Source organism: Flavobacterium sp. (assembly GCF_024305175.1).
GTDB lineage: Bacteria > Bacteroidota > Bacteroidia > Flavobacteriales > Flavobacteriaceae > Flavobacterium.
Genome location: NZ_JAMWYY010000025.1, coordinates 1 through 20,416, shown reverse-complemented (window position 1 = coordinate 20,416; position 20,416 = coordinate 1). Strand labels below are relative to the sequence as shown.

Here is a 20,416-nt window from a genome sequence, read left to right as displayed (position 1 = left end):
ATTGTTTTACCAGCTACCGCCGGCACCGCCACCACTAAAGCCACCACCGCCAAAACCGCCACCAAAGCTGCCGCCGCCAAAACCTCCTCCTCCGGAGCTTCCGCCACCGCCGCCAAAGCCACGGCCCAGGCTACTAAGGATGATGATATCGGCAAGATCTGAACCAAAACCGCCCCTGCGGCCGCCTCCACGGCCACCACCCCCTCTTCTGGAAATGATGGATATGATAATGATTATAATGATAATTATAGGTAACAGTATACTAAATATGTTAAGCTTTCCTTTCTTTTTAAAAGCACGGTCTTCTTTATACTTTCCTGAAAGTATATCTACTATAGCACTGGTTCCTTTATCGAGACCTTTATAATAACTGCCTGCTTTAAATTCAGGAATTATAACATTACGTGTAAGTTCGCCTATTATCCCCGCTGTAAGCCTGTCATCTAATCCATAACCCGGAGATATCCATATCTGGCGCTCTTTTTCGGAAAGTAATACCATCACTCCGTTATCTTTATCTTTTTGCCCTATACCCCATTTATGCGCCCATTCAGGTGTAAGTTGCCCTATGCTCTCTCCTTTCAGGCTTTCAATAGTAACAATAACTATTTGCGTACTTGTAGTATCTGCATAGTTTACCAGCTTTTGTTTCAGGCTGCTTTCTTCTGTTGCTGAAAGTATATCTGCATAGTCATAAACACTTGTCTGTTTAGATGGTACCTGTGGTATATCATATTGTGCGAATGCTGTTGTAACACACATTATAATGCTGAACAGCAACGCTATTTTTTTGTTAATATAAATCATTATGCTTTGGATATTGAATCAGGCAATTCATTAATATCACCTTTATCATCAAACGGAAAATATTTTTTAAGCCTTTCACCTGCACGCAGTATGCCGTTAATTAAGCCTGTTTTATATTCTCCTTTTTTAAATTCAGAGATAACTTCATCTTTGGTGCAATCCCAAAAATCATCTTCTACAACCTTATCTATGCCTTCATCTCCGATGATGGCAAAAGCATGGTCGGCAACACCCACATAAAAAAGCACACCATTTCGGGCTGCGGTATTGGCCATGCCTAATTGCAGAAAAACCTCCTGTGCCCTTTCGAGCGGAGGTTTTTCTGAATGATTTTCTATATGCACCCTTATTTCACCCGATGTGTTCTTTTCGGCTATACCAATGGCATTTACAATTTCCTTCTCGTCATCAGGGGTTAAAAAGTCTTTAAGTCCGGACATATTAATTAAAATCAAATTCTACATCAACAGGCTTATCAGCACCTTCGGACGAATTGAAAAATGCTTTTTCTTTATATTCTCCTAAAAGTATGGAGTTAGGAAAACGGAGTATGTGGTTGTTATACTCTTCTACCCTTTCATTATATCTTGTGCGTGCAGTACGTATTTCATTCTCAGTACTGGCAAGTTCATCCTGCAGCTTAAGAAAGTTCTGGTTGGATTTAAGTTCAGGATAACGCTCAACAGTAACATTACCAATAAGCTTATTAACCGACCCCATAAGGTTAGACTGTGCCCTGCTGAAAGCCTCTAACTGTTCAGATGTTGCATCAGCAGCATTTACCTGTACAGAGTTTGCTTTTGCCCTTGCTTCAATAACATCTGTCAACGTGCTTTTTTCAAAGTCTGCGGCTCCCTGTACCGTTTTTACAAGATTGCCAATAAGGTCATTACGCCTTTGGTAAGAAGTTTCTACATCTCCCCAGGCTTTAGCTACTGCCTGGTTTTTACTTATTGCACCATTCTTAACACCTACCGACCAAAAAATACCGATAACTATAAAACCTACAATAATAATTACCGGAATAAGCCACTTTTTCATGTTTTGTTTATTGTTTAAAGTTCGTTTTTAATATTGATTAATGCTGTCTTTACAGCCTCTAATTTACGAATAATCTCGAATTTATCTAATGTTTTCTTCTGCCCTTCCTTAAGGTGCACCTTTGCCCCATCCAGCGTAAAACCACGCTCTTTAACCAAATGGTATATCAGCTGAAGGTTCTTAACATCTTCGGGTGTAAACATGCGGTTGCCCTTGGCATTTTTTTTAGGCTTTAGTATATCAAACTCCTTATCCCAAAAACGGATAAGCGAGGCATTTACATTAAAAGCCTTTGCTAGTTCGCCAATAGTGTAATATCGTTTTTCGGGAAGGTTTAAATGCATTAGTCAAGCGATTGGTTTTCCTGGTTAGCTAATTTAGAAATTAAAACGTATTCTTTAGCAGAAATGTTACCGTAATAGAAGTTAACAGGGTTAATAACCTGCCCGTTTTTGTGCACCTCATAATGCAGGTGCGGCGCTTCGCTACGGCCTGTGCTGCCCACATAGCCTATAACATCGCCACGCTTAACACGCTGCCCTACTTTTGCTTTATATTTACTAAGGTGGGCATACAGTGTTTCATAGCCATAGCCATGTTTTATAACAATGTGGTTACCGTAGCCGGAGGCACGGTTATCGGCGCGGGTTATAACCCCGTCGCCCGTAGCATATATAGGCGTACCCGTTTTTGCTGAAAAGTCCATACCGGCATGAAACTTACGTATCTTGGTAAAAGGGTCGCTCCTGTACCCAAAGCCCGAGGCCACATGGCGCAGGTCTTCATTCTTTACAGGTTGTATGGCAGGGATTGCCGAAAGCAGCTTTTCCTTATCCTTTGCCAGCTTGGCTATTTCGTCTAACGATTTGCTTTGCACAACCAGTTCTTTACTGATAATATCAAGCCTTTTTGTTGTGCTGATTACCAAATCAGAATTATTGTAACCTTCCAGTTCTTTATAACGGTTTACCCCGCCAAAACCGGCCTTGCGCTGTTCTTCGGGTATGGGCGATGTGTTAAAATATGCCCTGTACAGGTTGTTGTCGCGCTCCGCCACACCCGAAAGTACCTCTTCCACCTGATCCATCTTGCGGTTCAGTATCTCATAGCGTATCTTCATGTTCTCTATTTCGCGCGCCTGCAGTTTGTCTTTAGGCGTTTCAAAATAAGGCGTGTTAAGCAACACCACGAAACACAGGAAGCCAAACAGCCCCGAAGCCAGTACAAACAGGGCTATAACGCCTATTTTCCTGCCTTTTTTTACCTTGAGCTTACGGTAAGCTAATGTTTCGGGATCGTAATAATATTTTACCTTCGCCATGTTCTTAAATTATTCTATTTTTGCACCTTAACAAAAAAGTTGTTTAACAGCGCAAATTGAGAAACGGACAAATTTAATAATTGTTGCGGGTTTTTGTACACTATTTCTCAGTTTAAGCCATTAAACACTATTGCTGCAACCATAAAACAAAATTTATACCCAAATATGAAATCGCGGGATATCAGGAAACAGTTTTTAGATTTTTTTACAGAGAAAGGCCACCTTATCGTGCCCAGCGCACCTATTGTTACCAAAGATGACCCTACCCTTATGTTTAACAACTCGGGAATGGCGCAGTTTAAGGAATACTTTTTAGGGAATGCTACCCCTAAAAGCAAGCGTATAGCCGATACCCAAAAGTGCCTTCGCGTTAGTGGAAAACACAATGATTTAGAGGATGTGGGTTTTGATACCTACCACCATACTATGTTTGAGATGCTGGGTAACTGGAGCTTTGGCGACTACTTTAAAAAAGAAGCTATAAACTGGGCGTGGGAACTGCTTACCGAAGTATATAAAGTACCTAAAGACATCCTTTATGTTACCGTGTTTGAAGGCAGCGAAGAAGAAAACGTGCCTTTTGACCAGGAAGCGTATGACATCTGGAAAACGCTGATAGATGAAGACCGCATTTTGATGGGTAACAAAAAAGACAATTTCTGGGAAATGGGCGACCAAGGGCCGTGTGGGCCATGCTCGGAAGTTCATGTTGATATACGTTCGGCAGAAGAAAAAGCATTAATACCAGGGCGTGAACTGATAAACAAAGACCACCCACAGGTGGTAGAGATATGGAATAACGTATTCATGGAGTTTAACCGCAAAGCGGACAGGTCGCTTGAAAAGCTGCCTGCACAGCACGTAGATACCGGTATGGGCTTTGAGCGCCTTTGCATGGTACTACAGGGTGTGCAGAGTAATTATGATACCGATGTTTTTACCCCACTGATTGAAAAGATAGAAAACCTTACCGGTAAAAAATATATTTCTAAAGCTGAAACCGATGAGCAGGAAAAGCTGAATATTGCCATAAGGGTGGTAGCCGACCACGTTAGGGCGGTGGCTTTTGCCATTGCCGACGGGCAATTGCCAAGCAATAACGGTGCAGGCTATGTTATCCGAAGGATATTGAGGAGGGCTATACGTTATGCATTTACCTTCCTTGACAAGAAAGAGCCGTTTATATATGAGCTTGTTGCCGTGCTATCAGCGCAAATGGGCGAGTTTTTCCCGGAGATAAAATCACAGCAAAACCTTGTAACCAATGTTATCAGGGAAGAAGAAAACTCATTCCTGCGTACACTGGAGCAGGGGCTTCAGTTACTTGAAAATGTTGTAGCCGATACTAAAGGTAAAGAAATAGCAGGAGCAAAAGTATTTGAGCTTTATGATACATTTGGCTTTCCCGAAGACCTTACAGCCTTAATTTTAAAAGAAAAAGGCTACAGCTATGATAAGGCTGAATTTGATGCTGAACTGAAAAAGCAGAAAGACCGTAGCCGTGCCGCCGGAGAGGTAGCGAAAGATGACTGGGTTACACTGGTTGAAGGCAATACCGAAACATTTGTAGGCTATGACCAGACAGAGAACGAGGTTAAAATTACCCGCTACCGTAAAGTAGAATCTAAAAAAGACGGTACGCTGTACCAGATAGTGTTAGATAACACTCCGTTTTACCCTGAAGGCGGTGGACAGGTTGGCGACAAAGGTGTGCTGGTTTCGGCTAACGAAAATATAGAAGTGCTCGACACTAAAAAAGAGAATAACCTTATACTGCACATAACCCAAACGCTGCCTGAAAATGTAAATGCGCTTTTTACTGCTAAAGTTAACACACAACTGCGCGGCGAAGCGGCATGCAACCACACGGCAACCCACCTGCTGCACCAGGCACTGCGTACTATACTCGGTACGCATGTAGAGCAGAAAGGCTCTTTGGTTAGCCCTAACTACCTGCGTTTCGACTTTTCACACTTCAGTAAAGTTACTGATGAAGAACTAAAACAGGTAGAAGAATTTGTAAATGCGCGCATACAGGAGCAGCTTCCGCTGATAGAGCGCAGGAGCATACCCTTTAAGCAGGCTATAGAAGAAGGCGCTATGGCATTGTTCGGTGAGAAATATGGCGATAATGTACGCGCAATTAAGTTTGGCGAAAGCATGGAGCTTTGCGGCGGCATACACGTGCAGAACACTGCCGATATATGGCATTTTAAAATAATAAGCGAAAGCGCCGTGGCAGCAGGCATACGCCGTATTGAGGCTATAACAGGCGATGCTGTAAAAGAATACTTTGCCACACAGGAGCAAATACTGGAAGAGATAAAAGCAGCACTTAAAAACCCGCAGGATACGCTGAAAGCAGTAAACAGCCTGCAGGAAGAAAACGCCAAACTTAAAAAACAGGTTGAGGCATTATTAAAAGATAAAGCTAAAAACCTGAAAGGTGAACTTGCCTCAGAAATTGAAGAAATTAACGGCGTTAAATTCCTTGCTAAAAAGGTTGACCTTGATGCTAACGGCGCAAAAGACCTTGCTTATGAATTAGGCAACCTGGGTAATAACCTGTTCCTTCTTTTGGCAACCGAGCAGGATGGCAAGCCAATGCTTACCTGCTACATCAGTAAAGAACTGGCAGCAGAAAAAGGGCTTAATGCCGGGCAGGTAGTGCGCGAACTTGGTAAGTATATACAGGGCGGCGGCGGCGGACAGCCGTTCTTCGCCACCGCAGGGGGTAAAAACCCGTCGGGAATACCCGATGCGCTAAATGCCGCAAAAGAGTTTATAAAATGATAATAGAGCCGCAGTTTACCTGCGGTTTTTATTCAATTATAAAATATATTTGCCTTTTTAATAAGATACTAAAACAAACACCAATGAAAAAAATTGCATTATTTCTTGCAATCTCCCTTACCGTAGCTTGTTCCGGTGATTCAGACAGCCCGAAAAGCACTAAAGTTTTGTTAGACAAAACAGTTACTACCTATGATGATGGCTCTACCGTAGAAGCCACATATTTTTATGATGATGACTTTTTAATAAAGACCACCTACTCAGACGGAAGGAGTGATGAATATACCTATGAGGATGAATATCTTACCCAAATGAAGGAACTTGACGGCACTACGGTAACAGCCACTCACAGGTATGAATACTTCAGCATAAACAGGTTAAAAAAATATACCATACAGCGTGGTGATATTACCAGCTATCAGAGCTATGAGTACCTCAATAACGGGGATATATATGTAAGAACGAATGACCTGTTAAGGGACGGGTATAACAGTAGTGACGGTCACTTCAAATTCAGAATGACCGGAAGCAGTATAAGCTATATAGAAGCTTTTATACCTACAGAACTCTTACCAATTTATACAGTTAATATACTATATGACACCAAAAAGTCTCCCATGGTAAATGTATGGGCAAATAGTATTATGAGCATGGCAAAACTTCAGGGAGGTGACAGGAACATACGCTTGTATAGCAGCTTGGGCGGAAATATGAGCAGCCAATCAGAAACTACATACACCTATAATGATGAAGGCTATCCGACACAATCAGTAACTACAATATCCGATAACACAACATATACGATTGAGTATTTTTACAAGTAAAACAGGATGATATTTATCATTTATAACCTATACAACACAGTTCTATTATAATAATTAATAAATGCAATTTACAACCCAAATACCTGTAGCTGTAAATAATCAGCAAATTGATTATAACAGCAGGATAGTGTCTTTGGGTTCGTGTTTTGCCGTAAATATAGGCCGGAGGCTGGAGTATTTTAAATTCAGGAATATAACCAACCCGTTTGGTATCCTGTTTCATCCGCTGGCACTGCAAAAAGCTATCGGCTTCGCCCTGAACAATAAAACATTCAGCGAAGCCGATATTTTTTTTCATAATGAACGCTGGCAGTGTTATGATGCACACAGCGATTTAAGCCATAATGATCCTGCCGCACTCACAGAACGTTTAAATAAGGCTAATGCACTGCTTAGGGAAAACTTGCTTAATGCCTCCCACATTATTATTACACTGGGTACAGCATGGGTATATCAACTTAATGCGACAGGTGAAACAGTTGCCAATTGCCATAAAGTACCCCAGCAACAATTTACAAAGCACCTAATGTCGGTAAATGATAGTAAGCAGAGCCTGACAGCGATTATTGATTTAATCAGGCAGGCAAACCCAACTGCACAGCTAATTTTTACCATTTCTCCCGTCAGGCACATAAAAGACGGATTTACCGAAAACCAGCACAGCAAATCCAATCTTTTTTCCGCATTGCAGGATGTGTTGCAATCGGAAAATTATTATTCCGGAACTTTTTATTTTCCATCCTATGAAATAATGATGGACGAACTGCGCGATTACCGCTTTTATGCGGCGGATATGATTCATCCTAACGAAACAGCCATAGCTTATATATGGGAGCGCTTTACGGAAAGCTGTATTAAACCGGAAGCTTTCACTATAATGAAAGAGGCTGATACCATACAAAAGGGGCTTCTGCACAGGCCTTTTAACGCTGAATCTGACCAACACAAAGATTTCCTCCGTAAACTCAGCGACAGGGCTGAAAAACTGAACCAACAGTACCCGCACATTACATTTTAGGCAAACTATAACATGCGGACTAAGCGCTTTTTCCTAATTTTAAAGAAAAAGCCGGATCATGGTCAAAAAAATACTTCTGGTTATTACTGCCGCACTGGTTATTATCCTGCTGTTCCGCTATTGCGAATTTAAAGATGACGAAACTACTGTTATAGAAGAAACTGCACTTATACAGCAGCAGATTAAAAACGTTGGTAAGCTGGTAGTAACCGAAGGGCATTTTACAGAAGTGCTGACGTACAAAGACCGTCAGAAATACTTCCTTAATATACTTTCGGCTGAGAAAAAGGCTTTAGTTGTTGTTAATGCCGATGTAACGATTAGTTATGACCTCAGCAAGATAGAATATGACATTAATGAGGCTACCAAAACTATAACCATTAAAAACATACCAAAAGAAGAAATAAACATAAGCCCCGACCTAAAGTTTTATGATGTGCAGCAAAATGGCTTTAATGAGTTTTCGGGAGAAGATTACAACAAAATAAACAGCACCGTAAAAGCCAACCTGAGAAAAAAAATTGAGAAGTCGTCTTTAAAAACAAATGCACAAAACAGGTTGCTGAGCGAGCTTTCGAAGATTTTGATACTCACTAATACTATGGGCTGGAAACTTCAATATAACGGCGAGCAGGTAAATAATGAAAGTATTAATGAAGTATTACTATAATAACAAAGGGGCTTTTAAAGCCCCTTTGTATCTATAAGTACTCGTGTGTACTTAGTTAACTGATTTTTCCTTTTCAAATATAAGCTCAAGCCCATCTTCAATAAGATGTACCACTTCAGGCCTTTGTGCCTTAACCTTGTCGAGATGGGCAAGTACCTGTTGCAGTATGCTTTCTTCTTTTTCTTTGTGTAGCAGTTCAGCTATTTCTACCGATAGCAGCCAGTCTTTAGGATGGTTTTCGGTAAGCTGTACAAATACTTCATCAAGGCTCATAGAAGCTTCTTTGCCTTCCCTGATGTTCCTTATATTTTGGTACAGGTTTTCAAGCTCCTGCCTTTGCGCCGACTTTTTAGCCTTTATTGTTTTGCTTGACGGAACATGTGTTATAAGGTCGAAGCTGTTAACATCTGCCGGGCCGGAGAAAGCCGAAATAACTTTTTTACCCACAGCCATATCATATATACCCCATTCCGGGCTGAACAGCACTCTATCATTATGGGTTACCGTACAATTTTTAAAACTGATAAGGATAATTTTACCCTGTAAATTACGTGTTCCGGTGATTATTTCGCCACTTACGGTTATGTTGCCTTCAAACTCAAGTGTAACGCGCTCCCCTTCATAAATGGCATAAGCTTTAAGGTCGCGCGGGCTCATGTCCTCAATGGCAAGGTTAATGCCTTTAAGCTTCCCTACAGGACTACCAAAGCCTTCGGCGTGGTATGCTGTACCATGCCCCACCAGTTCTTTTTCGCGGTAAGCCAATGCTGTTGGGCCGGTTACCTGAATGTAAACAGGTTTGCCTTCTTCTTCTACGACATTGGTAAATACTCCCGAAACCTGTAACCCGGTGCTGAACTCTATTGTGCCCAGTGCGTTAGACGCTATCAGTTTTTTTATACCTGAAAGACCGCCTGTGCGCAGTGCCATCTTGTTAGCAAATTCTTCCAGCACGAGGCTTAAATGTGCAAAATCGGGCGTAACAAAAAGCTGTGGCTGCGGCTTGGTTATATCAAAGCTTTGGTAGGCCGCATTAATATCATACGGCAGTTTTTTTACGTTATCGGTCATGCACCAAGTGCTTTCCCCAATAGAGGACAAAAGCCCTGCCCCATATATTTTAGGATTATCCACAGTACCTATAAGCCCGTACTCCACTGTCCACCAGTGCAGGTTACGGATAAGCGCCATTTCAGATAATTCGCCCATATCGTTCTGCAACTCATCTACCCGCTTCTCTGCAGCTTCAATTTCTTCCTGTGGTGTACCTTCCGCTTCTTTTAATATCGAAAGTAACCTGATGGCTTCATACATTTCATAATCGCGCGCCGATGATATCGCTTTACAGCCTATTTCGCCAAAACGGCGAAGGTACTCGGCATACTCAGGATTGGCAATGATAGGTGCATGCCCTGCCCCTTCATGGATAATATCCGGAGCGGGGGTATATTCTATATGCTCAAGCTGGCGGATATCAGAAGCTATAACAAGCACATTATACGCCTGAAATTCCATAAAAGCGTTTGGCGGTATAAAGCCATCTACTGCAACGGCAGCCCAGCCAATTTCTTTCAGTATGCGGTTCATGCCATACATACTGGGTATGCTGTCTACTTCTATACCAGTTTTTTTAAGCCCCTCCAGATAAGAACTGTGTGCCACACGGCTAAGGTAATCTACATTCTTGCGCATTACATACCGCCATACCGCTTGGTTTATGGGTGTATAATCTTCATAATCCTGCGGTTTGATAAATTGTTTCAGGTGCCCGGGCAGCCTGTCTATTAGCGGGTTGCTTTCTATATTTGCATTCATAGTATTACGCAATAGTTGTCCTGTAAAATTACGAATTTCTCACAATTCACAATAATATGATGGTGATATTATTTGTTATCAATCTCAAAAAAACCAAATACTAAAAAATAATCAAAATATGGCAAATAAAAATCCCGATTGCCACTGCAACCGGGATCTTTAGATATAACCTGTACTTTAAAACCTTATCTCTTATCAGCAGGCTTAAACTCCCTGTGAGGTTCACCTACATAAACCTGCCTTGGGCGGCCTATAGGCTCTTTGTTTACGCGCATCTCTTTCCATTGTGCAATCCAGCCCGGAAGGCGGCCAATGGCAAACAATACTGTAAACATTTCTGTTGGTATACCCATTGCCCTGTAAATGATTCCTGAATAGAAATCTACGTTAGGGTAAAGGTTCCTTGATTTGAAGTACTCGTCCTGAAGGGCGCTTTCTTCAAGTTTTTTGGCAATGTTAAGTACTGGGTCTTCCACACCAAGTGAGCTAAGCACATCGTCTGCCGCTTTCTTGATGATCTTCGCCCTCGGGTCGAAGTTTTTGTAAACCCTGTGACCAAAGCCCATAAGGCGGAAAGGGTCATTCTTATCTTTTGCTTTGGCAAGATACTTATCAGCATCTCCACCGTCTTTTTGTATTTCCTCAAGCATTTCAAGAACTGCCTGGTTAGCGCCACCGTGTAGCGGGCCCCATAATGCCGAAACACCGGCAGAAATAGAAGCAAACAGCCCGGCATGAGATGAACCTACCATGCGCACTGTACTGGTAGAACAGTTTTGCTCGTGGTCGGCATGCAGTATAAACAGCTTGTCAAGCGCATCTACCACAACAGGGTTTGGCTTGTAAGGGCCTGTAGGCAATGCAAACATAAGCTGCATAAAGTTCTCTACATAACCTTTGGTGTTATCATAGTAGTTTAACGGGTAGCCCATAGCCTTCCTGTATGTCCAGGTAGCTATAACAAGGAATTTACCCATAGTTTTACACACAGCCTCATACATTTCCTTATCATTGGCAACGTTAACCGATTTAGGGTTAAAAGCCGTAAGGGCACTTGTTAATGAAGCCAGCACTCCCATCGGGTGGGCTGTTTTAGGGAAGCCGTCGATGATGTTTTTCATCTCCTCATGAACAAGGGTGTACTTCCTTATTGTATTTTCAAACTTTTCAAGCTCGGCAGCCGTTGGCAGTTCACCAAAAATAAGCAGGTAAGAAACCTCAAGGAAGTTTGACTTAGAGGCCAGGTCTTCTATGCTGTAACCCCTGTACCTTAATATGCCCTGCTCGCCATCAAGAAAAGTGATTGCACTTTGGCATGATCCTGAATTTTTATAACCCGGATCCAGGGTTATGGCGCCTGTTTCCCCGCGCAGTTTTTCAATATCAATGGCAACCTCGTTTTCGGTCCCCACCACAACAGGGAACTCATATTTTTTGCCATCAATCTCCAATGTAGCTATATTTGACATGTTGGTAGTGATGTTATAATGATTGTGAAATAATAATTCCTGCGAATTTAATAAATTAGAATTTATTTATGAAGAAAAGTACTTATTAAAATCGTTAATTCTGCATATAAATAACAAAAGTCGATACCCGTTGGTATCGACTTTTGACAATTTTATAATGATTTACCCTTTTTAGGATAAAATTTAAAAGTTTATTGCTTAACCAGTTTCAGTACCCTACTGCCTTTTTCTGTAGTAATTTTCACAAAATACAGGCCTGCCTGCCTTGCTGAAACATCTAAAACAGACGACTGACCCGAATACAAAAGCCTGCCCTGCGCATCATAAAGCTCTGCCTGCATAACAGTATTTGTTGTTTCTATATTTACAACATCTGTTGCAGGGTTAGGATAAAGCAGCACATCATTATTTACTTCAAAATCAGGTGTGCTTAGCGCTGTAAAAGCCGTTTGTGCTTCGTTTGTCTGTACAGGCGCGTTATAATCAAAATAAACAGAAGACTGCTGCATTACAACGTCATTTTCCTGCAATGTGCTTACTGTTTTTATTTTAAACAGCAGGCTGCCTTTACCATTAACCGGAAGGTTGATGTCGCCGAAATAAAACTCTGCATCGTTACTTTTAATCCTGGTCTGTACGGTGTGGCTTGCATACATCAGTTGCAGCGAGCTGATATCAAACTGTTCCGGATTAATGCTGTTTTTTATCATAACAAATCCGGCAGAAGTTGTTCCCGTATTCTGGAAGTTTATACTATAGTACAGGTACTCCCCTATCCTGCTGATATGTTCAAACTCTCCCTGCAGGCAGGTAATCTCTAAAGGGTCGTAAACGTCTGCCACTACCTGTTTAAAAGAAAAGTTATTATCTTCTATAGTCTCATCACCGGCCACAGGTGCCTGGCTAACATTGAAGGTAAGCTCGTCCCCCGCATTAACGGCAGGCTCATCGGCAGGGCTGTTAAGGTTTAACGTTGCAAACACACTCCTCGACTGGAAGGGCTGTAAATCAGTATAACCCCATGTTATAGAACCGGGAGAGGCACTAAGCGGAATATTAGACTGTACAAAATCGAAAATATCAGCATCATACGTAAGCGTAAAATGACCTGATACAACCTGATTGCCTTTGTTCCTGCATACTACACGGTAGGTAGCATTAGAGCCGGGCACTGCATCACCTACAGGATAAACAACCACCTCTACATCTGTATGGGTGCCGTTTGCGGCTACGCAAAAATCCTGTTGGGTAATACTGCTGTTCTCTTCATCAAAAGTAATTGTAGCCTCATTTGGTGTAAGTGTAAACCATTCATGGTTCTCCAATTGGGGTGTAACGGTAAAATTACCCGCGCCTGTAAAAAACACATAGCCCCCCTGCGTACTGCTGAAAGTATTACTACCATCAGCACCACCTGCCATGCCTATACCTGTAATACCTGTAATGCCATCTGCCTCATCACAACCGTTACTGTCGGCATCAAAAGTGAATACTCCTGTAATGGCATTTTTAGCCCCGCCAGGTGCAAATGAGCAATAGCTGCTCGTAAACATGTGAGTATTAAATTCATCCTGCTCAGGCAGTAAGCTTTCATTACCCTCGTCAATGCAAACATACAGCGGATGCTCCGCATCCGATTCAAGGTCTAAATTCAGCGAGTTATACGCTTCTATACCATTCTTCAGGTTCAGGTATCTTGGGCCTGCAGCCAATTTAAAATCAAGCAATAGTGACTCAAGCATAGTGCATCCGCTTAAATCAAGATTCGAAGGCCCTTCTGTATGTCCCGTTATATCAATATAGGTAAGTACCGGCTTCTCATCAAAAATTACAACCGGAGCTACCGGCGAGTTGTTTATAGCTGCATATTGTAGCCCTGTGCAGGCAGTAAGGTTGTATTCGGCTACCGGCGCGCTTGTAATATTCAGGGTTTCCAAACCTGTCAACTGCAAAAAGTCTATAGCCTCTATCGCCGTGTTTGCCAACACTATGCTTTTTAAACCTGTAAGCCCCGCAACATCAAGAGTGCCCGCAACAAGAAAGCTATCGGCAACGGTTACGTTTTCAAGTGCTGAAAGCCCCTGTATGTTTATAATGGTTGCGCCTGCGGCCGCCCCGGTATTTATAAATGTGAGATCTTCAAGGTTTGTAAGCGCGGTCAGTTCAATTGTTGTATTGAGTGTATTGCAATATTCAAAAGTAAGGCTGCGCAGGTTAGTAAAAGACTCTATGCCCGTTACAGAAACCATTTCTCCTGTTATGGTTATACCCCATACGGCTTCCGCTTCTTCAATTTGAATTTCGTTATCGTCATTAGCGTCTATAACCACAGGGTTACCTTCGGCATCGGTACCAGATGCTTCTAACAGAAACTGCTTGAATACTGCATCGGGCACATCAATATTCTGGGCGTTAGCGGCAGCACCTGCGAGTAAAACTAATAACAGAAGTAATTTTATTTTCATATACAATTTATTGAGGTAGATTTTATAACAGCTAAGATAAAGCTAATTTTGGTATTTACTGAAGATTAAAAGTTACCGAAAAGAGAAGAATTAATGAACGGCAGGTACTACTTTTGCAACAAGCTGAAAAAGTTATGAGAAAAATAAAACTGATATGGGATTTTAGGGGACCTGCGGCAGCAAAAACAGCCGAGCACCACGAAAAACATTTAAAAGAATATATTGCTATTGAGCAGCTACCACTGAATATTACCGGATTTAATATCATTAATGATATGCATGCTACCGCTTGGATGGTAGTAACAGATGAGTACATGATACCCGTGCGCGATGCACTAAAACCGCACAGGGGAGAAGTAGCCAGCTAACAGCCCCCTAACCCCCAAAGGTATAATAGGTATGCAGTGGCGGCAAACAGTAGACAGAAAAAAACCTGCGAGTTGCAGGTTTTCTATTTGTTTACTTTTAACTAAATGATGTTATTAATTCGCCACTTCACTGATGAATTTTATACGCATCAGCCTTAGCTCTTCTGTGTCATAGTCACCGTCAAACTCTTTAAGGGCATCTTTTATATTATCAGATTCCGATTCCATGAAATAATCGTGTATTTCTTCCTGCTGCTCGTCATCCAGTATTTCGTCTATCCAGTATTTTATATTAAGGCGTGTGCCTGAATATACTATCTGCTCCATTTCTTTTAGCAGTGCATCCATGTCAAGCCCTTTTGCCCTTGCTATATCATTTAGCGGCAGCTTGCGGTCTATATTCTGAATAATGTATAGCTTAAGCCCTGAATTTGCCCCCGTAGATTTTACCACAAGGTCATCAGGACGGATAATGTCATTATCTTCTACATAGCGGGCTATTAGGTCAACAAATTCTTTACCGTATTTTTTAGCCTTACCCTCGCCCACACCATGCACGCCGCTAAGTTCCTCTACACTAACGGGATATTTTAGTGCCATATCTTCCAGCGACGGATCCTGGAAAACCACAAATGGTGGTACTCCAAGCTTTTTAGCCACTTTTTTGCGTAGGTCTTTAAGCATGCCTGTAAGTACCTCATCCGATGTTACCGAAGATTTCGACGCCGTAACGGTTGTTTCATCCTCATTTTCATTATAATCGTGGTCTTCACTCATCATGAATGACACCGGCGATGATATGAATGATTCACCCTTTGCGGTAAGTTTTATAACCCCGTAAGACTCTATATCTTTAGAAAGATAACCTTCTACAAGCACCTGCCTTAGCAGTGCCATCCAGTATTTTTCATCGTGAGCGGCACCTTTTCCAAAAAATGGTTGGGCGTCAGTTTTATGTGATTTAATTACCGCATTTACCTTACCTATAAGGGTAAAAATAATTTCTTTTGCTTTATATAATTGCCGGGTATCCCTAACGGTTTCAAGCAGTAGTACCACTTCATCTTTGGCTTCCACTTTCTTTTTAGGGTTACGCACGTTGTCATCCATGTCGGCGCCCTCTCCTGTTTCCTCGTCAAACTCTTCACCAAAATAATGCAACAGGAACTTTCTGCGTGACATAGAGGTTTCGGCATATGCCACAACCTCCTGTAATAACGCATACCCTATCTCCTGCTCGGCTATCGGCTTGCCGCTCATAAACTTTTCGAGCTTCTCAATATCCTTATAGGAATAATAAGCAAGGCAGTGGCCTTCGCCACCGTCACGGCCTGCACGGCCTGTTTCCTGATAGTAGCTTTCCAAGGATTTTGGTATATCATGGTGTATTACAAACCTTACATCAGGCTTATCTATACCCATACCAAAAGCAATGGTTGCCACTACCACATCTACATCTTCCATAAGGAACATGTCCTGGTGCTTTGCCCTTGTTTTGGCGTCAAGCCCTGCATGGTAAGGCACGGCACTAATACCGTTTACCTGCAATACCTGTGCTATTTCCTCTACCTTTTTGCGGCTAAGGCAATATATTACACCCGATTTGCCTTTATGCTGGCGGATGAAGCGTATAATATCTGACTCTACATTCTTGGTTTTGGTGCGTACCTCATAATACAGGTTAGGCCTGTTGAACGATGCCTTATAAGTATCGGCATCGGTCATATCCAGGTTTTTGAGTATGTCTTCCTGCACTTTTGGAGTGGCGGTAGCCGTAAGCCCGATTATTGGCACATCTCCCAGTTGTTTTATAATATTCCTGAGGTTACGGTACTCCGGGCGGAAATCATGGCCCCACTCAGAGATACAGTGCGCCTCGTCTATAGCTACAAAAGAAAGCGGAACACCTTTAAGGAAGTTTACATATTCCTCTTTGGTGAGCGATTCTGGCGCTACATAAAGCAGCTTGGTTATACCCGATGTAATATCGTTTTTAACCTGGTTAACCTCGGTTTTGGTAAGTGACGAGTTAAGCACATGTGCCACACCGCTTTCAGAAGAAAGGCTGCGTATGGCATCTACCTGGTTTTTCATTAGCGCTATAAGCGGGGAAACCACAATTGCGGTACCCTCTAAAACCAGGGCCGGCAACTGGTAACATAATGATTTGCCACCGCCCGTAGGCATTATAACAAAGGTATTGCGGCCCGAAATTATACTGCGAACAACATCTTCCTGGAGGCCTTTGAAATTGTTAAAACCAAAATATTTTTTTAACTCTTTATGTAAGTCAATTTCGGTTGATTTCATTATTTATTAATCCTATATTTACATAAATTTGCAGAACCTAAAGATACAAAAATCTTTAATATTCGCAACTTTTTAAACACGTATAAAGTTTGACAAATACAGACTCCATACTGGCTTCTGCCAAAAAAACCATACTTTCTGAAAGCGAGAGCATTGCCGCCCTTACCAACTATCTTGACAGCGACTTTGCCAATGCGGTGCAAACTGTATACAGCACAAAAGGAAGGGTTGTGGTTACAGGCATTGGCAAAAGCGCCATTATTGCGTCTAAAATTGTGGCCACACTTAACTCTACCGGAACCCCATCGTTATTCCTGCACGCAGCAGAAGCCATTCACGGCGACCTTGGCATTGTGCAGCCCGGAGATGTAGTGATATGTATTTCTAAAAGCGGCAACAGCCCGGAGATTAAAGTGCTGGCTCCGTTATTAAAACGCTATGGTAATGTGCTTATTGGCATGACTGCTAATAAAAATTCTTTTCTTGCCAAAGAATCCGATTTTGTAATGCATGCGTATGTTGATAATGAGGCCTGCCCTAACAACCTTGCCCCTACCAACAGCACAACGGCGCAGCTTGTAATGGGTGATGCGCTTGCCGTATGCCTGATGGAGATGCGTGGCTTTACTGCCGAAGATTTTGCTAAGTACCACCCCGGTGGTGCGCTGGGTAAAAAGCTCCTGCTTCGTGTGGGCGATATGCTGGATGATACGCACAAGCCCCAGATAAGCCCCGATTGCAGTATTAAAAAAGCAATTGTAGAGATAAGCGAAAAAAGGCTTGGTGTTACTGCAGTAGTAGAAAATAATAAGATTGTGGGTATTATAACTGATGGCGACATAAGGAGGATGCTTAATGACCGTGACGATATTGCAGGCGTTACCGCTGCCGATATTATGACGGCCAATCCTAAAACCATTCGCACCACAGACCTTGCAACAGATGCTCTTAACAGGATGGAGAACTTTGCCATAACGCAGCTTGTAGTAGCAAACGACGGCGAGTATAAAGGCATACTGCACCTGCACGATATTTTAAAAGAAGGAATAGTATAACATGGCAAAAAAAGTAAAGAAAACAGCCGCTGAAATGTCATTTCTGGATCACCTTGAAGAACTGAGGTGGCTATTGGTAAGAAGCACGATTGCCATTGTTATTGGCGGGCTTGTGGCATATAGTTTTAGCGACTTTATATTTGATGAAATAATATTTGCACCAAAAAGCGGTGATTTTATTACGTATCGCATTTTTTGCGATATCGCCACTAAATACGACCTGGACAAAAGCTTTTGTATGGATGAGCTACCGTTCGAGATACAAAGCCGCACGCTCGACGGGCAGTTCAGCACCGATTTGTGGACGGCCGTAACGGCAGGTTTTATACTGGCTTTCCCTTTTATATTATGGGAGTTCTGGAAGTTTATAAGGCCGGCACTTTATGATAATGAGCGTAAATATGCCATTGCATTCCTTTTTTCGACATCAATACTTTTCTTTTTGGGAGTGCTTTTCGGGTACTACCTTATAACCCCGCTCTCTCTTAACTTTTTGGGCAACTACCGCATTAGCAGTATCGTAAAAAATGATATAGACCTTCAGTCATACATAAGCGTTATAAAAACCACCGCTATTTCCTGCGGCCTTGTTTTTGAACTGCCCATAGTTATGTATTTCCTTTCTAAGCTTGGGCTGGTTACAGCAACAACCATGCGCAATTTCAGGAGGTATGCTTACGTTATAATGCTTGTAATTGCTGCTGTGGTTACTCCGCCTGATGTAGTTAGCCAGCTAATTGTTACCATACCATTGGTACTGCTATATGAAATGAGCATACTTATTGCAGCAAGAATGAACCGTACACCTAAAACATCTTAAAAACTATGTCTGACCTGGTACAGGATTTTAATGACTACCGCAGCAGGATGAACGACAAGCTGCTTGCCGATAACAATAAAATAATAAAACGTATATTTAACCTTGACACCAATGCCTATATGGAGGGTGCCCTTGATGTTAAAACAAAAGAACTGCTTGGCCTTGTGGCTTCGGCAGTGCTACGTTGTGACGACTGTATAAAGTACCACCTTGAAACCAGCTATAAAGAGGGTTTAACCAAAGAGCAGGTGGTAGAAGCGCTGGGTATTGCAACGCTGGTAGGCGGTACAATTGTAATACCGCATTTAAGGCGTGCTTATGAATTTTGGGAAGCGCTGGAAAGCCATTATGGCACCGGCAATGCCGAATAAAATAACAGGATAATGATTTTAAGAGCTGATAATTTAGTTAAGACCTATAAAGGCCGCAGTGTTGTAAAAGGCATATCGGTAGAGGTAAGGCAAGGAGAAATTGTTGGATTGCTTGGCCCTAACGGAGCCGGTAAGACTACTTCTTTTTACATGATAGTGGGGCTTGTAAAACCCAACAGCGGTAACATTTACCTTGATGATATGGAAATCACCGATTTCCCTATGTACAAGAGGGCGCAGCACGGCATCGGCTACCTGGCCCAGGAAGCTTCTGTTTTCAGGAAACTGAGCATAGAGGATAATATACTGAGTGTATTGCAGCTAACTAAATTATCTAAAAAAGAGCAGGAAGCCAAAATGGAGTCACTTATTGATGAATTCTCGCTAAACCATATCCGTACCAACCGTGGCGACCTGTTATCGGGTGGCGAAAGGCGCCGTACAGAAATTGCACGCGCACTGGCTACCGATCCTAAATTTATACTCTTAGATGAACCTTTTGCGGGCGTTGACCCGGTAGCGGTGGAAGATATTCAGCGTATTGTGGCGCAGCTTAAAGATAAGAATATAGGCATACTTATAACCGACCACAACGTACAGGAAACACTTGCCATTACCGATAAAACCTACCTTATGTTTGAGGGCGGTATATTAAAAGCAGGTATACCTGAAGACCTTGTGCAGGATGAAATGGTACGCAAGGTTTACCTTGGGCAAAATTTTGAACTACGCAAAAAGAAATTAGACTTCCAGCAAAGGAACCAGCCATCTAACGTGCCGGACGAAGAGAATTTTTAATTATTTGTTCGTTTTTCTTCCAATAATTCTTTCAGTACTATTTTAGCATCTGGAACAATATTCTCGTTATCAAGCTTGCTTTGTATTTCCTTTAAAGAGAGGTTTTTAAATTGCTTCCTGAAAAAATCAACATTACTATTCTCGGATAAATTCTCTACAGCTTTATCGTTTCCTGTAAATAATTCCTTCAGCTCGTGGTAACGAACCAGCGAGAGCATTAATAGCAAGAGAAACGGTATAATCCTGACAGATCCGAACATTACATCAAATACTGTTGAAACAACTATTAAACCAAATGATAAGAACGCTAAGATAAGTACTACTATTACTGCAGTGAACTTGTTGTAATATCCCAATGAAACAGTTGCTGTTACAGCTCCTAAAATTCCTAAAATAAACTGAAGAGAATAATGCGGATTAAAAATTACTGAAAAAGTGATACTTATACACAATAATATAATTACTGTCTCT

The 20,416-nt window shown here is 41.9% G+C and carries 19 protein-coding genes; 9 read left to right on the top strand and 10 right to left on the bottom strand.

Translation table 11 applies throughout. From position 1 onward, the window contains the following. Window positions 1-6: 6 nt before the first annotated feature. The 5 genes from Q0K96_RS08030 to Q0K96_RS08010 are packed head-to-tail and all read right to left on the bottom strand — an operon-like array spanning window position 7 to window position 3,169. Window positions 7-762 carry a TPM domain-containing protein gene (locus Q0K96_RS08030; RefSeq protein ID WP_297333504.1) on the bottom strand — a complete coding sequence of 252 codons (756 nt, stop codon included), beginning with the start codon at window positions 760-762 and terminating at the stop codon, window positions 7-9. Between the two features lie 44 nt (window positions 763-806). Next, a complete protein-coding gene (locus Q0K96_RS08025; RefSeq protein WP_297333486.1) occupies window positions 807-1,247 on the bottom strand; it encodes a TPM domain-containing protein in 441 nt (146 codons plus the stop codon). Between the two features lies 1 nt (window position 1,248). Then, window positions 1,249-1,848: a LemA family protein gene (locus tag Q0K96_RS08020; RefSeq protein ID WP_297333485.1), complete on the bottom strand. Its 600-nt coding sequence runs from the start codon at window positions 1,846-1,848 to the stop codon at window positions 1,249-1,251. 14 nt (window positions 1,849-1,862) lie between these two features. Continuing rightward, window positions 1,863-2,192 (bottom strand): MerR family transcriptional regulator, encoded by a 330-nt coding sequence (locus tag Q0K96_RS08015; protein ID WP_223053386.1) that lies wholly within the window; start codon window positions 2,190-2,192, stop codon window positions 1,863-1,865. Beyond that, on the bottom strand, window positions 2,192-3,169 hold the full coding sequence (locus Q0K96_RS08010) for a M23 family metallopeptidase (RefSeq protein WP_223053387.1): 978 nt from the start codon (window positions 3,167-3,169) through the stop codon (window positions 2,192-2,194). Before Q0K96_RS08010 ends, Q0K96_RS08015 begins: the two co-directional genes overlap by 1 nt. Window positions 3,170-3,334: 165 nt before the next feature. Here Q0K96_RS08010 and alaS point away from each other — a divergent pair, with 165 nt between their 5' ends. The 4 genes from alaS (at window position 3,335) to Q0K96_RS07990 (ending at window position 8,474) form a co-directional block, all read left to right on the top strand. Further along, on the top strand, window positions 3,335-5,962 hold the full coding sequence (gene alaS, locus Q0K96_RS08005) for an alanine--tRNA ligase (protein ID WP_297333484.1): 2,628 nt from the start codon (window positions 3,335-3,337) through the stop codon (window positions 5,960-5,962). 83 nt (window positions 5,963-6,045) lie between these two features. Next, entirely contained in the window at window positions 6,046-6,786 is a 741-nt protein-coding gene (locus Q0K96_RS08000) for a hypothetical protein (RefSeq protein WP_297333483.1), read from the top strand. Window positions 6,787-6,847: 61 nt separating this feature from the next. Beyond that, window positions 6,848-7,804 (top strand): GSCFA domain-containing protein, encoded by a 957-nt coding sequence (locus tag Q0K96_RS07995; protein WP_297333482.1) that lies wholly within the window; start codon window positions 6,848-6,850, stop codon window positions 7,802-7,804. Window positions 7,805-7,862: 58 nt separating this feature from the next. Next, window positions 7,863-8,474 carry a DUF4230 domain-containing protein gene (locus Q0K96_RS07990; RefSeq protein ID WP_297333481.1) on the top strand — a complete coding sequence of 204 codons (612 nt, stop codon included), beginning with the start codon at window positions 7,863-7,865 and terminating at the stop codon, window positions 8,472-8,474. A gap of 51 nt (window positions 8,475-8,525) precedes the next feature. On the opposite strand, the gene Q0K96_RS07985 is transcribed toward Q0K96_RS07990, so the two are convergent. The 3 genes from Q0K96_RS07985 to Q0K96_RS07975 all read right to left on the bottom strand — a co-directional run bounded on the left by Q0K96_RS07985 (window position 8,526) and on the right by Q0K96_RS07975 (window position 14,223). After that, window positions 8,526-10,289, bottom strand: coding sequence for an aromatic amino acid hydroxylase (locus Q0K96_RS07985; RefSeq protein ID WP_297333480.1), 1,764 nt, complete (start codon window positions 10,287-10,289; stop codon window positions 8,526-8,528). Window positions 10,290-10,474: 185 nt separating this feature from the next. After that, window positions 10,475-11,758: a citrate synthase gene (locus Q0K96_RS07980; RefSeq protein ID WP_223053393.1), complete on the bottom strand. Its 1,284-nt coding sequence runs from the start codon at window positions 11,756-11,758 to the stop codon at window positions 10,475-10,477. Between the two features lie 191 nt (window positions 11,759-11,949). After that, window positions 11,950-14,223, bottom strand: coding sequence for a T9SS type A sorting domain-containing protein (locus Q0K96_RS07975; RefSeq protein ID WP_297333479.1), 2,274 nt, complete (start codon window positions 14,221-14,223; stop codon window positions 11,950-11,952). Window positions 14,224-14,357: 134 nt separating this feature from the next. Between Q0K96_RS07975 and Q0K96_RS07970 the strand changes: the two genes are divergently transcribed. Beyond that, entirely contained in the window at window positions 14,358-14,591 is a 234-nt protein-coding gene (locus tag Q0K96_RS07970) for a hypothetical protein (RefSeq protein WP_297333478.1), read from the top strand. Between the two features lie 114 nt (window positions 14,592-14,705). Here Q0K96_RS07970 and recQ read toward each other — a convergent pair whose 3' ends face one another. Next, complete coding sequence (recQ, locus tag Q0K96_RS07965; RefSeq protein WP_297333477.1) at window positions 14,706-16,901, bottom strand: DNA helicase RecQ; 2,196 nt, start codon at window positions 16,899-16,901, stop codon at window positions 14,706-14,708. A gap of 89 nt (window positions 16,902-16,990) precedes the next feature. Here recQ and Q0K96_RS07960 point away from each other — a divergent pair, with 89 nt between their 5' ends. Genes Q0K96_RS07960 through lptB form a run of 4 tightly spaced genes read left to right on the top strand, consistent with a single transcriptional unit; the run spans window position 16,991 to window position 19,945 of the window. Continuing rightward, window positions 16,991-17,956, top strand: a complete 966-nt coding sequence (locus Q0K96_RS07960; RefSeq protein WP_297333476.1) for a KpsF/GutQ family sugar-phosphate isomerase — start codon at window positions 16,991-16,993, stop codon at window positions 17,954-17,956. Between the two features lies 1 nt (window position 17,957). After that, entirely contained in the window at window positions 17,958-18,776 is an 819-nt protein-coding gene (gene tatC / locus Q0K96_RS07955) for a twin-arginine translocase subunit TatC (RefSeq protein WP_297333475.1), read from the top strand. 5 nt (window positions 18,777-18,781) lie between these two features. Then, window positions 18,782-19,147: a carboxymuconolactone decarboxylase family protein gene (locus Q0K96_RS07950; protein ID WP_297333474.1), complete on the top strand. Its 366-nt coding sequence runs from the start codon at window positions 18,782-18,784 to the stop codon at window positions 19,145-19,147. Between the two features lie 12 nt (window positions 19,148-19,159). Next, on the top strand, window positions 19,160-19,945 hold the full coding sequence (gene lptB / locus Q0K96_RS07945; protein WP_297333473.1) for an LPS export ABC transporter ATP-binding protein: 786 nt from the start codon (window positions 19,160-19,162) through the stop codon (window positions 19,943-19,945). Here lptB and Q0K96_RS07940 read toward each other — a convergent pair. Further along, window positions 19,942-20,416 (bottom strand): hypothetical protein (locus Q0K96_RS07940; protein ID WP_297333472.1); only part of this gene is annotated, 475 nt, incomplete at its 5' end. The genes lptB and Q0K96_RS07940 overlap by 4 nt on opposite strands.

Coding starts and splice junctions, on each gene's coding strand:
- Q0K96_RS08030 (WP_297333504.1), bottom strand. CDS start 762: ATGTGTGTTACAACAGCATTCGCACAATATGATATACCACAGGTACCA.
- Q0K96_RS08025 (WP_297333486.1), bottom strand. CDS start 1,247: ATGTCCGGACTTAAAGACTTTTTAACCCCTGATGACGAGAAGGAAATT.
- Q0K96_RS08020 (WP_297333485.1), bottom strand. CDS start 1,848: ATGAAAAAGTGGCTTATTCCGGTAATTATTATTGTAGGTTTTATAGTT.
- Q0K96_RS08015 (WP_223053386.1), bottom strand. CDS start 2,192: ATGCATTTAAACCTTCCCGAAAAACGATATTACACTATTGGCGAACTA.
- Q0K96_RS08010 (WP_223053387.1), bottom strand. CDS start 3,169: ATGGCGAAGGTAAAATATTATTACGATCCCGAAACATTAGCTTACCGT.
- alaS (WP_297333484.1), top strand. CDS start 3,335: ATGAAATCGCGGGATATCAGGAAACAGTTTTTAGATTTTTTTACAGAG.
- Q0K96_RS08000 (WP_297333483.1), top strand. CDS start 6,046: ATGAAAAAAATTGCATTATTTCTTGCAATCTCCCTTACCGTAGCTTGT.
- Q0K96_RS07995 (WP_297333482.1), top strand. CDS start 6,848: ATGCAATTTACAACCCAAATACCTGTAGCTGTAAATAATCAGCAAATT.
- Q0K96_RS07990 (WP_297333481.1), top strand. CDS start 7,863: ATGGTCAAAAAAATACTTCTGGTTATTACTGCCGCACTGGTTATTATC.
- Q0K96_RS07985 (WP_297333480.1), bottom strand. CDS start 10,289: ATGAATGCAAATATAGAAAGCAACCCGCTAATAGACAGGCTGCCCGGG.
- Q0K96_RS07980 (WP_223053393.1), bottom strand. CDS start 11,758: ATGTCAAATATAGCTACATTGGAGATTGATGGCAAAAAATATGAGTTC.
- Q0K96_RS07975 (WP_297333479.1), bottom strand. CDS start 14,223: ATGAAAATAAAATTACTTCTGTTATTAGTTTTACTCGCAGGTGCTGCC.
- Q0K96_RS07970 (WP_297333478.1), top strand. CDS start 14,358: ATGAGAAAAATAAAACTGATATGGGATTTTAGGGGACCTGCGGCAGCA.
- recQ (WP_297333477.1), bottom strand. CDS start 16,901: ATGAAATCAACCGAAATTGACTTACATAAAGAGTTAAAAAAATATTTT.
- tatC (WP_297333475.1), top strand. CDS start 17,958: ATGGCAAAAAAAGTAAAGAAAACAGCCGCTGAAATGTCATTTCTGGAT.
- Q0K96_RS07950 (WP_297333474.1), top strand. CDS start 18,782: ATGTCTGACCTGGTACAGGATTTTAATGACTACCGCAGCAGGATGAAC.
- lptB (WP_297333473.1), top strand. CDS start 19,160: ATGATTTTAAGAGCTGATAATTTAGTTAAGACCTATAAAGGCCGCAGT.